The organism is Cryobacterium sp. TMT1-2-2 (assembly GCF_004403505.1).
GTDB lineage: Bacteria > Actinomycetota > Actinomycetes > Actinomycetales > Microbacteriaceae > Cryobacterium > Cryobacterium flavum.
This window is the reverse complement of record NZ_SOGS01000015.1, coordinates 24,654-38,236: the sequence shown is the minus strand read 5'-3', so window position 1 is coordinate 38,236 and position 13,583 is coordinate 24,654. Positions and strand designations below refer to the sequence as shown.

The 13,583-nt window shown below is 63.7% G+C and carries 14 protein-coding genes; 8 read left to right on the top strand and 6 right to left on the bottom strand.

The annotated features are described in order from the left end of the window. Window positions 1-17 precede the first annotated feature (17 nt). Both E3T35_RS09520 and E3T35_RS09515 read right to left on the bottom strand, forming a co-directional pair. The gene (locus E3T35_RS09520) at window positions 18-2,012 is read right to left on the bottom strand and encodes a hydantoinase B/oxoprolinase family protein (protein WP_134378754.1); all 1,995 of its coding nucleotides are present in this window, start codon (window positions 2,010-2,012) and stop codon (window positions 18-20) included. Further along, complete coding sequence (locus E3T35_RS09515) at window positions 2,013-4,049, bottom strand: hydantoinase/oxoprolinase family protein (RefSeq protein WP_134347001.1); 2,037 nt, start codon at window positions 4,047-4,049, stop codon at window positions 2,013-2,015. 187 nt (window positions 4,050-4,236) lie between these two features. On the opposite strand from E3T35_RS09515, the gene E3T35_RS09510 reads away from it, so the two are divergent. Continuing rightward, a complete protein-coding gene (locus E3T35_RS09510) occupies window positions 4,237-5,817 on the top strand; it encodes a PucR family transcriptional regulator (protein ID WP_241987913.1) in 1,581 nt (526 codons plus the stop codon). Between the two features lie 8 nt (window positions 5,818-5,825). Here E3T35_RS09510 and E3T35_RS09505 read toward each other — a convergent pair whose 3' ends face one another. Further along, complete coding sequence (locus tag E3T35_RS09505; protein ID WP_134378752.1) at window positions 5,826-6,104, bottom strand: cupin domain-containing protein; 279 nt, start codon at window positions 6,102-6,104, stop codon at window positions 5,826-5,828. A gap of 96 nt (window positions 6,105-6,200) precedes the next feature. Between E3T35_RS09505 and E3T35_RS09500 the strand changes: the two genes are divergently transcribed. Beyond that, window positions 6,201-6,365 carry a hypothetical protein gene (locus E3T35_RS09500; protein ID WP_198417796.1) on the top strand — a complete coding sequence of 55 codons (165 nt, stop codon included), beginning with the start codon at window positions 6,201-6,203 and terminating at the stop codon, window positions 6,363-6,365. On the opposite strand, the gene E3T35_RS09495 is transcribed toward E3T35_RS09500, so the two are convergent. Beyond that, window positions 6,362-6,649: a hypothetical protein gene (locus tag E3T35_RS09495; protein WP_174776446.1), complete on the bottom strand. Its 288-nt coding sequence runs from the start codon at window positions 6,647-6,649 to the stop codon at window positions 6,362-6,364. The genes E3T35_RS09500 and E3T35_RS09495 overlap by 4 nt on opposite strands. 89 nt (window positions 6,650-6,738) lie before the next feature. Beyond that, window positions 6,739-7,278 (bottom strand): MarR family winged helix-turn-helix transcriptional regulator, encoded by a 540-nt coding sequence (locus tag E3T35_RS09490; RefSeq protein WP_092339569.1) that lies wholly within the window; start codon window positions 7,276-7,278, stop codon window positions 6,739-6,741. 200 nt (window positions 7,279-7,478) lie between these two features. Here E3T35_RS09490 and E3T35_RS09485 point away from each other — a divergent pair, with 200 nt between their 5' ends. Genes E3T35_RS09485 through E3T35_RS09460 form a run of 6 tightly spaced genes read left to right on the top strand, consistent with a single transcriptional unit; the run spans window position 7,479 to window position 13,215 of the window. Continuing rightward, the gene (locus tag E3T35_RS09485; RefSeq protein WP_134347004.1) at window positions 7,479-8,618 is read left to right on the top strand and encodes an acyl-CoA dehydrogenase family protein; all 1,140 of its coding nucleotides are present in this window, start codon (window positions 7,479-7,481) and stop codon (window positions 8,616-8,618) included. Window positions 8,619-8,678: 60 nt separating this feature from the next. After that, entirely contained in the window at window positions 8,679-9,590 is a 912-nt protein-coding gene (gene mmsB, locus E3T35_RS09480; RefSeq protein ID WP_104090964.1) for a 3-hydroxyisobutyrate dehydrogenase, read from the top strand. Window positions 9,591-9,599: 9 nt separating this feature from the next. After that, entirely contained in the window at window positions 9,600-10,487 is an 888-nt protein-coding gene (locus tag E3T35_RS09475; RefSeq protein WP_092339566.1) for a 1,4-dihydroxy-2-naphthoyl-CoA synthase, read from the top strand. A 43-nt stretch (window positions 10,488-10,530) separates the two neighbouring features. Beyond that, entirely contained in the window at window positions 10,531-11,301 is a 771-nt protein-coding gene (locus E3T35_RS09470) for an electron transfer flavoprotein subunit beta/FixA family protein (RefSeq protein WP_092339565.1), read from the top strand. A 10-nt stretch (window positions 11,302-11,311) separates the two neighbouring features. After that, window positions 11,312-12,289, top strand: a complete 978-nt coding sequence (locus tag E3T35_RS09465) for an electron transfer flavoprotein subunit alpha/FixB family protein (protein WP_134378750.1) — start codon at window positions 11,312-11,314, stop codon at window positions 12,287-12,289. Beyond that, the gene (locus E3T35_RS09460) at window positions 12,286-13,215 is read left to right on the top strand and encodes a cytochrome b/b6 domain-containing protein (RefSeq protein WP_134378748.1); all 930 of its coding nucleotides are present in this window, start codon (window positions 12,286-12,288) and stop codon (window positions 13,213-13,215) included. The genes E3T35_RS09465 and E3T35_RS09460 overlap by 4 nt, the downstream gene beginning before the upstream one ends. On the opposite strand, the gene E3T35_RS09455 is transcribed toward E3T35_RS09460, so the two are convergent. Continuing rightward, window positions 13,189-13,428 carry a hypothetical protein gene (locus tag E3T35_RS09455; RefSeq protein ID WP_370449318.1) on the bottom strand — a complete coding sequence of 80 codons (240 nt, stop codon included), beginning with the start codon at window positions 13,426-13,428 and terminating at the stop codon, window positions 13,189-13,191. The two genes, E3T35_RS09460 and E3T35_RS09455, sit on opposite strands and share 27 nt — an antisense overlap. Between the last annotated feature and the right edge of the window lie 155 nt (window positions 13,429-13,583).

The window sequence follows — 13,583 nt, the reverse complement described above, 5'->3', positions numbered from 1 at the left end:
GTGCCACCCGACGGCGGCTAGGCCTGCACGATCGGCCAGTGCGACGAGGATCGGCGTTCCATCAGCGCCCGGTGCTCCCGAGTCGTCGTAGCGAAGAGCTCGCCGGTACCCCAGTCGAGAATGACGCCGTAGCGACGGATGACGTCGAGCATGTCGATGTCGCCGCTGATGTATCGGGCGGACACCGTTGCTGGGTCTTCGGCCAGCCACCCGAGACGGTGCGCAGCGATGTCGTGTCGAAGCTCCACGCTCGCCGCTTCGTCGACCTCGTAGGCGTCCAAATCGGGATCGACGGCCGTAATGACCACGCCGTAGTCTTTGGCTGCTCGCCCGACGGATACGTAGCCGTCGATGACATCGTCGAGCACCTCCAGATAGGTGCGCTCGAGTGGGTCACCGTAGCCGCCTCCGCCGGCCGACGGCCGCACGAACGAGTCGCCGGATTGCACCGGAACGGAGGAAAAGTTGGAGCCGAGGAAGCGTTCGCCCTCGGTGCCCTTGTTCAGCCAGACCCCGTGCGGAATCGACGGGAGCCCGCCCTCGATCCCCCAGGTGATGGAGCGTGCCCGGTCGCAGCAATAGCTCATGACCGCATTCTGAGCGTCGGTGAGCATGCCACCCTTCTCAATGCCGACACCGCCGCGAAAGCGTCCTGGGCCGCCCGAATCCATGCCGATCTGGTGCATCGAGGTCAGCACCGGCGAGAGGCGTTCCTGACCCTCGACCGGCTGAACGGCGAGGCCGGCTCCGAAGACCGGCGCCGTTGCGCCGCTGCCGTCCTTGCTGGCCCGGCCACCCCAACCGCCGGCCATCCAGTCGTACCACATGAAGTAGGGGCTGTCCTCGGTTCGGCCGTCCTTTCCGCCGACGAGCAGATACTCCAGGTTGAACGCGCAGGCCATGGCCCGCTCCGGCATGATCTTGGACCAGATCTCGAAGATGCCGTTCATGAGTTTCTCGTACGGTCCGGAGCAGAAGCCGGTCACGGCGTTCGGCCAGCCCGCGTTGACGACCGTTCCCTCCGGGCCGATGTCAGCCGTGACGGCTGCATAGAAGCCAGAGTTCAACGGGACATCCGGAAAGAACGTTTTCGTTCCGGCGTAAATTGCCGAAAATGTCGTGCCGTAACCGGAGTTCAAAAACGTCGCCACGACCGGGGCCGATCCGGCCAGGTCGTAGTGAATGCCGTTGGCATCGATGGTCAGCTTGATTTTGATCGGTACCAGCCCTTCCTCCTTGCCCGGGTCGTTGTCCATGTAGTCCGTGGTCTCCCAAACCCCGTGAGGCAGGCCCTCCAGGCGGCGGCGAACGGTGCGTTCCACATAGTCCTGGGTTTCCTGCATAGCGTGCTGCACTGTGGCCTGGGAATACCGGTCGACGAGACGCAGTATCTCCCGTTCGCACACGGCCGTCGCTTCGGACTGGGCATGAAGATCGCCCATCGCCTGGCGCGGTGCACGGGTGTTTGAGACGAGCAACTGGGCGACGTCGTGCAGGAACACACCACGGCTCCAGATGCGTACGGGAGTGATTCGCAGCCCCTCACCGAAGTGCTCCTTAGCGTTCACGTCGAATGATCCGGGCACGTTGCCGCCGATATCGGCCCAGTGGCCCTTGTTCTGGGCGAAAGCGATGACCTCACCACCCGAGAAGATCGGGCGGATAAAGCTCACGTCGTTGAAGTGGGTTCCGCCTCGATACGGATCGTTGATCGCGAAGACGTCACCGGGATTGATATCGGTCCCGAACTCCTCAAGCACGGCCTTGCACTGAAAATGCAGGGTGCCCACGTGCACGGCGATATCCCCGCTGCCCTGCATCACCGTGTTCCCAGCGGCATCACACAGTGCCGATGAAAAATCCCGGGAGTAGATCACGAAGGAGTAGCAGGTACGCAGAATCTGCTCGCTCATCAGGTCGACGCTGGTGGCGAAGGCGTTCTTGAGCACCTCAAAGGTCACCGGATCCAGCGCGGTGGTGGGCGCGAGCGGTACCGCGATCGTTCCAGACATTTAGATCTCCTCCAGGTGGATGAGAATATTCATCCACTCGTCTATAACTGCGGTCGTATTCGGCGGAATAACGGTGGTGGAGTCGAACTGGTCGATGACGGCGGGGCCGCTGAACATGGCGCCGGCCGGCATATCGTCTCGATCGAACACCGGGGTGTCCACCCAGCCCAGTTCTCCGAAGTACACGGGGCGAATTTCGCGCGGACTTCCGGGATCTGCGTTAAGTTCCACGGCCGGCTTGAAGGACGGCTTTGGAGTTTTTCCTATGGCAGTCAGGTGCAGCTGGTAGACCTCGACCGGCTGATCTTTCTGGCTGAATGCGAACTCACGCTCGTGCTGTTCGTGGAACGTTTCGACCGCCTCGGCGAGGGCGCCCACCCCCGAGCCGATGCTGACCGAAAGTGAACGCCACTGGCCCAGGTAGCGCATGGAGATCTGCCGCTGCAGCAGGGCGTTCTCGTCCGCAACGCGTTCCTGACGCAAGCGGGCCATCGCTTCGGACTCGAGCGAGACGTACATACCCTCGAGCGCTTCGGTGTCGGCATCCGCTGCAATTCCGGTGAACATGCTGGACAGGTCGTGACGAATATCCACGAGCAAACAGCCCAGAGCGGATGCGACGCCCGGGTTCGGCGGGATGATGACCGTTGGTATGTTCAATTCACGAGCCACCTCTGCCCCGTGCAGGGCGCCTGCTCCGCCAAAGGCGACGAGCGCGAAGTCGCGGGGGTCGTGCCCTCGGCGGATGGAAACCAAGCGCACAGCATCGGCCATGTTGGCGTTGGCAACCTGGATTACCGCATGGGCGGCTTCAGCGATCGGCATGTTGAGCGGGTCTCCGATGACCTTCTTGATCGCCTCGGTCGCGAGTGCCTTGTTCAGATTCTTCGCGCCTCCCGCGAGCGACGTGCCCAGACGGTTCAGCACCACGTTGGCGTCGGAGTTCGTCGGCTGGTCGCCGCCGGTGTCGTAGCACGCCGGGCCGGGATCGGCGCCAGCGGACTGGGGACCGTTCCGCAGGGATCCGGCAATGTCGATATAGGCGAGCGAGCCACCACCGGCCCCAATCGTCAGCACATCAATGCTGGGAAAGATGATCGGGTGCCCGTATTCAACCTGCCATTCCTTGGTGATGCGCAGTTCGCCTCCGCTGACCAACGCGATGTCCGTGGAGGTTCCGCCCATGTCGAGGCCCACCGCGTTTTCGTAACCGCACTGCTGGGCGACATGCTTGGCTGCGATCGCGCCAGCCGCGATCCCCGACGCTGCCAGGCGAACCGGATAGCGCTCGACCATTCGGGGCGTCATCGACCCTCCGCCCGAGTGCAGCACCAGCAGGTCTCCCTTGTAGCCGCCGGCCTTGAGCTGGTCGGAAAGACGGTTGACGTACCCAGACACCAGCGGAGCGAGAACGGCGTTGGCGACGGTCGTGTTGAACCGGTCGTGTTCGAAAATTTCGGGAAGAATTTCGGCCGAGGTTGATACCGTCGCGTTGGGCAGTTCTTCCTCGAGGATTTCCCGCATGCGAATTTCGTTCTGCGGATTCGCGTAGGAATTCATGAAGCACACGGCGACGGTGTTGACGTTGCGCTTGCGCAGGAGCTGCGCGACCCGGCGGGCATCCGCTTCGTCGAGGGGCATGACCGTGTTGCCCGCGTAGTCGATGCGCTCAGTGACTTCAAAGCGATCGCGTCGGCGAATGTACGGTCCGGAGACATCCTTGTACGCGTCCCACAGGTCGTCCTTGGTTCCGTCACGAATTTCAATGACGTCCCGAAACCCTCGGGTCGTCACCATCGCTGCCGGCGGAAAGTTACGGGTGATCAACGCATTCGTGGCCACGGTCGTGCCGTGCGAGAAGAGCGTGACATCTTCGAGGTCGATATTCGCGCGGGCCACACCGTTCATGACCGCGACGAGAGGGTCATGCGGCGTCGACGGAACTTTGGTGACCCGGATTTTGTGCGATTCCTCGTCAAAAATACAAACGTCGGTAAAAGTACCGCCGACATCAACGGCGACTCGGACTTGCGACATGGGGTGTCCTCCGGACTGTTCAGGTTGTGGTCAAGTATGCGTACGGCCTCCGACCCTGTCACTGGATAGTGTGCAACGCTGATCGTCGTTTTTTGGATAAACTCCAAAACACGCGCGACTTTCGCCCGTTTCCGCCGCCAGGAAACAGGATGTTTACACGATGAGCCGCCTGAAATCGGGAGTTTCCTTGTCTTTAACACTCGGGGATGTCGTCAACGAGAAGGCCTTGGGTCTGACATCGGTGGTCGCTGGCGATCCGCACGGCATCGTCCTGGCCGCACGAACGAGCGAACTCGGCGACCCGGGGCGCTGGGTCGAGCCGAGGACGATCATGCTGACGACCGGGCTCCTGTTCATCGGCCACGAAAGAGATGACGCTCAGGCGCTGGCGTTGATCACGGACATGCGAGCCGCGCAGACCACCGCGATGTTCTTCGGTGTCGGCGTGCACTTCGAGGAGGTTCCGACGGCGCTGGTTGCGGCGGCACGATCGGAGAAATTTCCGCTGTACACCGTGGCCGCCGACGTTCCGTTTTATGCCATCGAAAACTTCGTCAACCAGTCCAAACTGTCGGCTGACGCCTACCTGCTCAAACGCGCGGCCTGGTTCATGAATGAACTTCTGCAGAGCATGTCAGCCGACCAGCCGATCGATGCGCTCATCGCCAAGCTGGCCTCCTCCTGCCGCGGATCGGCGGTGCTCTACGAAGACTCCGGTCGCGTTGTCGCTTCAGCCGGCGAAGGACCCATCCGCCTCATGTGGACCGAAATGCAGCGATCCGGGGGTGCTCAGGAACGGTTTACCGTTGGGCGGTGGGATGCGATCGGAAAGTCCCTCATCCTGCGCGGAAAGACCTACCGGCTCGTGCTCGCCAGTCGGAATTCCACGATGCTGAATGACCTCGGCGATGTGCTGCTGCAAACAACTCAGCGCCTCCTCGGCGCCATCAACGGGATCACCCAGATTGGGCTCTCCCGCGAGCTCTACGAAAACGCACAACTGCTGGTTGCCCTGCAAGACGGAATCTCGCCCTCCCGCGAACATCGCTACTGGAATCGCATGAATCCGTTCCGCTTCACCGCTTACGAGCCGCTGCGCGCTGTCGCCATCTCCACGCTGTCCGGAGATCCTGCCGGTAAGCACCTGATCGAGGGACTGCTGCAAGAAGCTGCCCTAGGCGGCCTGGGCCTGCTCCTGGATGAGAATGGCGGGGGTTCCCGCACGATGGCGAGCATTCATGCCCTGGTCGCTGACTCTGCCGTGCTGGTGGATTGGCTGACCCTGGCCGGAACCGAACTCGTCGTCGGCACCTCGGAGCCGTTCAGCGAACTGGCCAGCACCCCGATGGCGTTCCGCGAGGCCGAGACGGCGCTGGAGATAGCGCGACGCCGCGCCACCCAGGCGGGCCGTCACCCCGGCGCGCAGCGCACCGTGGTGCGACTAGACGAAGTCGACCTGGCCAGTTGGCTGCTGGCACGGCGCGAAGCACCTCAGCTGGAGGACAAACTGCGCAAGTTTGTCGCGACCCTCAACCTGGACAGCGACCTGGTTGAAACCCTGATCGTTTATCTGGCCTTGGAGCAGGATGTCGGACGAAGCGCTCGGCACCTGTACGTGCACGCCAATACGGTTCGGTACCGGCTACGCAAATGTGAGGAGTCTCTGGGCGCGTCGATCAGCAGCACCGCCACCATTGCCAACCTCTACCTGGCGTTCCAGGACGATGTGCTGGCCTTGCAGGACCAGATTGAATACCAAGCCGAGTAGGTGCTGTGTCAGGCGAGTTTTTCACACTCGACGAATTCGATGGTGCGCGCGCCGCGGTTCTCGACGGTGTGTTCGGCACCGGGTGGCCGCGTGTAGCTCTGACCGTTGCGAATTTCCGCGACGATCTCTGAGCCGTCGGCGTTGATCACGTGCATGGTTTCGCTCACGAGGGGCACGACCACATATTCGTATTCGTGCACGTGCATGGGAATGGCATCGCCGGGTTCAATCGTCCACTTGGTCACGCGAAAAATACCGTTGTCGATTTGCGTCTCACCGGTGGCCATGAGTTCCCTTGCTCGTGTAGCGGACAGTACGACGATCCTACTCAGGGTAAGACGGGAACGACGAGGGCTACGCGGCGCCAGCGGCGGCATCCGCTCGTGATGCCGACCCAGTCGACCTGGTCCGGCCTCACCGTCATTCCGATCGCTCTGTGGGAGTTCTTGCTGGGCGTCTACCTGGTCGTGAAGGGCTTCAAGCCCTCCCCGATCACGGCCGGTATGACGGATGCTGCTACCCCGCGCCTCTTGGACGCCTCCCTCTAAACCTGAACGGCGAAGGTAGCGGCCGGGCCCACATTGGGTCCGGCCGTTTCGGTGCGAGCGGTCAGCGTCATCACAGACGTACGAGGATCGGCGATGGGCTTGTCGGTGAAAGTGGCGAAGAAGTCCCGGGTGAGCACCATGAGGTAGAGGTTCTCCTCGATCACGATGCAGGCGGCATTCTCATCGGTGAACACCGGGTTGATGTGCCAGCCGAGGGCCTCGAAAAAAGTCGTCGACCGGTCCAGGTCACTCGTGGAGAGGTTGACGAAGATGCTGGTAACCACGCTGGCTCCTATGTCGGTCGAAGGCGATCCGTCGACCTACGGTCCTGTCAACATAGTTGTTCAAACACGCAGGCTCTCAAGTGACAAGTTCAGTCCCGCAGGTGACCATCCACGTCGGGGTCCACGAAATCGCCGGCGTCACGGCGAAAACCGGTCAGCACGCTGATCAGGTTCTGAACCTCACCGGCACCCAGGCCCGGCTGCGTGAACACTCGAGCGTTGAGCTCGTCGGTGGCGGCGAGCACGCTGGTCTGGCCCAGCGGCGTGAGCTCGATCAGCGTGGCTCGCCCATCGGTCGGGTGCGCCACCCGGCGCACGAGTCCGGCCGTTTCAAGCCGGTCGACCGTGTTGGTCACGCTGGTGGGATGCACTTGCAGTCTCGCGCTGGCCTTGGCCATCGGCAGCGCCTTGCTGCGGGTGAAACTCAGCAGCGCGAGCAATTCATAGCGGGCAAAGGTGAGGCTGAGCGGTTTGAGAACCGTATCGATGCGGGCGAGCATGATCTGCTGGGTGCGCATGATCGAGGTGACCGCGGCCATCCCGTCGGCTGCGTCTTCCCAGCCGTGCTCGACCCAGTGGCGGCGCGCCTCGATGATGGGATCGGTCTGCAACGGGGGTATTGACGACATCGGTCCTCCTGACTGGCGAGCGGATGCCCACGGCTATGTTCTCACGCGCCAGCGCGGCGCCGAAATGGCCCACAACAAAAAATACTAGGAAGCCCTAGCAATTACTAGGGCTTCCTAGTATCTTGGCCGGAGACGACTACAGCGTCGATCAACTACCGCGTCGCGCACAGAGAGCGTCGCAAGGGAAGCAGGTTCAGAGCATGTTCCAGCTGAGCGATGACCAACGCGACCTGGTGGCAATGGTGCGCGATTTCGCGACCTCCGCGCTCGCCCCGCACGCCGTGGAGTGGGACCAGACCAAACATTTTCCGATCGACGTGCTCGAGGAGGCCGGCAGCCTGGGCATGGGCGGCATCTACGTGAAAGAAGATGTGGGCGGCTCGGGCCTCACCCGCAGCGATGCCGCGCACATCTTCGAGGAACTCGCCAAGGGCGACCCCACCATCGCCGCTTACATCTCCATTCACAACATGGTCGCCTGGATGATCGACAGTTTCGGCAACACGGAACAGCGCAAAAAATGGGTTCCCAGCCTGGCCGCCATGACGTCACTCGGCAGTTATTGCCTCACCGAACCGGATGCCGGCTCCGACGCGGGTGCGCTCCGCACCAAGGCCGTGCGCGACGGCGATGGCTACGTGCTCAACGGCGTGAAACAGTTCATCTCCGGAGCGGGATCCTCGAGCGTCTATGTCGTCATGGCGCGAACGAGCGACACCGGCAACCAGGGCATCTCCGCGTTCGTGGTACCGGCCGAAACGCCCGGGCTCTCCTTCGGCCCGAACGAGAAGAAGATGGGCTGGAACGCCATGCCCACCGCCCAGGTGATCTTCGACAACGTGCGCGTGCCGGTGGGCAACCTGCTCGGCGCCGAGGGCGACGGCTTCGGCATCGCCATGAAGGGACTCAACGGGGGCCGCATCAACATGGGCGCCTGCTCCCTCGGCGGCGCCCAGTGGGCGCTCGACCAGACCGTGGCCTACCTCAAAGAACGCAAAGCCTTCGGCAAACCGCTGATCGACCAGCAAGCCCTCTTGTTCGAACTCGCCGACATGGACACCGAGCTCGAAACCGCCCGCACCATGATCTGGCGGGCAGCGGATGCCCTGGACCGCGGCGCCCCCGACCGCGTGAAACTCTGCGCGATGGCCAAACGCGTCGCCACCGACGCCGGATTCTCGGTGGCGAACCGCGCCATCCAACTGCACGGCGGCTACGGTTACCTCAGCGAATACGGCGTCGAAAAGGTCGTGCGCGACCTGCGCGTGCACCAGATCCTCGAGGGCAGCAACGAGATCATGCGCCTCATCATCGGGCGTACCCTGGCGGATGCCCACTGACCTGCCCGACGCACCGTTTGACGATGGTCCTGACCACCACACCCTGAAGAAGGAAAACAGATGAGCAACCGAATCGCCTTCATCGGCCTGGGCCACATGGGCGGCCCGATGGCCGCCAACTTGGTCGCGGCCGGTCACACCGTCATCGGCTACGACCTGGTGCCCGCCGCTCTTCTGGAGGCGACCGCGAACGGGGTCACCGTCGCTGAGTCGGCGGCGGCCGCGGTGGCCGACGCCGAGATTGTGATCACCATGCTCCCCAGCGGTCGGCACGTGCTCGGCGCCTACCAGGGCGACGGGTCTGCTGCCGGACTTATCGCATCCGCTGGGCCGAACACGCTCTTTCTCGAATGCTCCACGATCGACGTGAGCGATGCCCGCGCGGCGCGCGACCTCCTCGTGGCGGCCGGGCACCGCGGCCTGGACGCCCCGGTCTCCGGCGGAGTGGGCGGCGCCACGGCCGGCACGCTCACCTTCATGGTCGGGGCCGACGCCGCGGACTTCGAGTCGGCACTGCCGGTGCTGCAGGTTATGGGCGGCAAGATCGTGCACTGCGGCGAGTCCGGTGCCGGGCAGGCGGCCAAGGTCTGCAACAACATGATCCTCGGAATCTCCATGATCGCCGTGAGCGAGGCATTCGTGCTCGGCGAGAAGCTCGGCCTCAGCCACCAGGCCCTGTTCGACGTGGCCTCCGCAGCCTCCGGCCAGTGCTGGGCCCTCACCACCAACTGCCCGGTGCCCGGACCGGTTCCGACCAGCCCGGCCAACCGGGACTACCAGCCGGGCTTTGCCGGAGCGCTCATGGCGAAAGACCTCGGCCTGGCCGTGAACGCCCTCGAAGCCACCGGCGTCGCCGCCGAACTCGCCCCGCTCGCCGCCCAGATCTACCGCCGCTTCGCCGACGCGGATGGCGGTGGCCGGGACTTCTCCGGCATCATCACCGAGATCCGTGCCAACTCCGAGCACACCTAAGCTGAAACCATGACTCAGGTTTCCGAAATTTTCGATCCGTCCCTGTGGAAGCCGGTCGACGGCTTCTCCGCGCTGGCCGACATCACGTACCACCACGACAACGCCGGCCGGGTCGCCCGCGTCGCCTTCAACCGGCCGGAGGTGCGCAACGCCTTCCGCCCGCAGTCGGTCGATGAGCTCTACCGGGTGCTCGACGACGCCATGCAGAACACCAAAATCGGCGTCGTGCTCCTCACCGGCAACGGACCAAGCCCCAAAGACGGCGGCTGGGCATTCTGCTCCGGTGGCGACCAGAGAATCCGCGGCCGCGACGGCTACCAGTACCGCGACGGAACCGTGAGCACCGGCCGGTTGCATATTCTCGAGGTGCAGCGACTCATCCGCTTCATGCCGAAGGTCGTCATAGCCGTCATTCCCGGCTGGGCGGCCGGCGGCGGCCACTCCCTGCACTCGGTCTGCGACCTGTCGATCGCCAGCAAGGAACACGGCATGTTCAAACAAACGGATGCCGACGTCGGGTCGTTCGACGGCGGCTACGGCAGCGCCTACTTTGCCCAGCACGTTGGGCAGAAGTTCGCCAGGGAAGTGTTCTTTCTCGCCCGCCCGTACGACGCGCAGCGCGCCTACGAAATGGGCGCCGTCAACGCGGTGGTGCCGCACGCGGAACTGGAGACGACCGCGCTGGACTGGGCCAACACCATCCTCACGAAGTCGCCAACCGCGATCCGCATGCTCAAGTACTCCTTCAACGCTATCGATGACGGACTGGTCGGCCAGCAGCTCTTCGCCGGTGAAGCCACCCGCCTCGCCTACGGCACCGACGAAGCCGTCGAAGGCAAAGAAGCGTTCCTCGAACACCGCGAACCCGACTGGTCTCCGTTTCCCTGGCAGTTCTAGCCGGCACAACAGGCGAGACCAACACGCTCGCAGGAAGTAGATCATGAAAATCATTGTTCTGGTCAAGCAGGTACCCGACACCTGGGGCGACCGCACCCTCGACCTCAGGACGGGGTGGCTCGATCGAGTCTCGAGCGACTGCGTCATTGACGAGATCAATGAGCGTGCCCTCGAGGTGGCGCTGAGCTATCAGGACAGCAATGACGCTGAGGTCGTCGCGCTCACTATGGGGCCCGACTCGGCCAAAGACATGCTGCGCAAGGCACTAGCGATGGGAGCCGACTCAGCCATCCACCTGCTCGACGGCGGCCTGGCCGGAGCCGACCTGCTGCGCACCTCCGAGGTCATTGCCGCCGCAGCCACCAAGGCCGGGTTCGATCTGATCATCGCCGGCAACGAATCCACCGACGGCCGCGGCGGCACGCTCCCCTCGCTCATCGCCGGTCGGCTGGGCGTGGCGCAGGCCACCTACCTCGACTCCGTCGTCATAACAACGGATGCCGTCAGCGGCCACCGCGCCACCGAAAACGGGTCGATGACCGTGCACGCCCAGCTTCCCGCCGTCGTATCGGTGACCGAGCAGTCCGCCGAACCCCGGTTCCCCAACTTCAAGGGCATCATGCGCGCCAAGAAAAAGCCCGTCACGGTCTGGTCTCTGGCCGACCTCGGGCTGGAAGCGACCTCGGCATCCGCTCATTCCGTGATCACCCAGACCAGCCCCCGTCCGGCCCGCGTGGCCGGCACCAAGATCGTCGACCACGGCAACGCGGGCGTTGAACTCGCGGAGTTTCTCGCCGCCGGACGTCTGATCTAGGAAGGTACAGATGTCGAATATTCTCGCCCTCATTGAAGTCTCGCCCGACGGCGCCATCGCCAACACCGCAGCGATGCTGCTCGCCGCCGCAGCTCGTCTGGGTACACCGGTCGCCGTCGTCGCCGCGGCGCCCGGCATCTCGGCCATCCTCGCCGAACAGCTCGGTGCTCTCGGAGCCGAACAGGTCTACGTCGGCGAAACCGACCAGACCACGGCCGTGCTGCTCACCCCGCAGGTTGAAGCCCTCGTCGCCGCCTTCACCGCGCTCGAACCGGCCGCCGTTCTCGTGGCTCACTCCATCGATGGCCGCGAGATTGCCGCCCATGTCGCGCTCCGCACCCAGGGCGCCCTGCTGACGGATGCCGTGGACCTGCACCGGGACGGCGACGCGATCGTCGCCTCGCACTCCGTCTTCGGCGGCGCGTACACCGTCGATTCGACGGTACAGGGTGGCCCCGCCGTCATCACTGTGCGGCAGGGCGCGATCGACGACCGTGCCGAGGCGAAAACGGCGACCGTCATGCGCGTCACGCTCGACCTCGACACCTCCCGATCGACCCTGATCGACAGCGCCGAGGCCACCCCGGTGGCCGCGGACCGGCCCGACCTGCGCGGCGCCAAAACCGTGGTGTCTGGCGGTCGCGGTTTGCAGTCGCAGGAGAAATTCGTGCTGGTGGAGCAGCTCGCGGATGCCCTCGGCGCCGCGGTCGGCGCCTCCCGCGCGGCCGTCGATGCCGGGTTCGTAGCTCAGACCTCGCAGGTCGGCCAGACCGGTGTGACCGTCTCCCCGCAGCTCTACATCGCGCTGGGAATCTCCGGTGCCATCCAGCACCGGGCCGGCATGCAGACCGCCAAGACCATCGTCGCCATCAACACCGACGCTGACGCCCCCATCTTCGACATTGCCGACTTCGGAATCGTCGGGGACGTCTTCACCGTCGTTCCCCAGCTCATCGACGCGATCGGCAAACGAAGCAGCGCGCAGTGACCTCATCGGGCAGCCGCCTCGCCACCCTCGCCGAAAACCGGTGGTTCAAGCTGGTCTGGATCATTCCGGCGGCCATCGTGGTGCTGGCCGTGATCGTGCTCGCAGCCAGGGGCATCCGTTCGCTGCCCGACGTGCAGTCCTTCCTCACCGAGTATCCAGGAACGACGACCCTGCCCGACTCCGCCCCGGTGGGGATTCCGGCCTGGCTCGCCTGGCAACACGGTCTGAATGCCTTCTTCATTCTGTTCATCATCCGCTCGGGCTGGCAGATCCGCACCACCAAGCGTCCCACCATGTTCTGGAAACGTAACAACACCGGGCTCATCCGCACCAAGACCCCGCCGATCAAGATCAGCCTGAATCTCTGGCTGCACATCACCTTTGACACCCTGTGGGTCGTGAACGGGGTTCTGTTCTACGTTCTGCTCGTTGCGACCGGGCAGTGGCTTCGGCTGATCCCGGTGACCTGGGAAATCTTTCCGAACGCCCTCTCCGCAGGCCTTCAATACGCGTCGCTGAATTGGCCGGTCGAAGACGGCTGGGTCAACTACAACGCCCTGCAAACCATCAGCTATTTTCTCGTCGTGTTCGTCGCGGCACCCCTGGCCCTGGCCACCGGGCTGCGCATGTCGCCCTCGTGGACCTCGAAGCGACTGAGCAAGCTCTACCCCATTGCACTGGCCCGTGCAGTGCACTTTCCGGTGATGATCTTCTTCGTGGCCTTCATCGCGGTGCACGTGATTCTCGTGTTCGCAACCGGTGCGCTGCGCAACCTGAACCACATGTATGCCGCGCAAAACGCTGACGGATGGCTCGGGTTCTGGATTTTCGCCGGCGCCCTCGCCCTGATGATCGCGGCCTCGTTCGCCGCCCAGCCGTTCGTGCTGCGAGCGATCGCCTCACTCACCGGCACCGTGTCGCGCTGAGCCGGCCATAATCTGACGCTTCGCGCCGCCCACCCATCGGCCATCGGCGTCGTGCAGGGCCAGCAGTCGCGCCCCGAATCCCTCCGTGTTCACCCGCGCCCTGGTGGCCTGCCAGACTTCGGTCGGTGCACCGACGAGGTGCCGTTCAAACCGCCAGCGCAGGGCCGGGTCGGAGTCAAGCGTCGACTCGAGAAGTTTCGGGTCGGTCTTCATTGTCAGCACGTTACCCGCATTATCGCATTGCGCAGCCGCTTAGAACGTATATGATTTGAGAAACAATAATAGAACACGTCGTTCTATTATCGAACATCAGATCAGAAGCCGCACTCGTTTTAACCACACAGAAGTTTTAACCACACAGAGAAGTG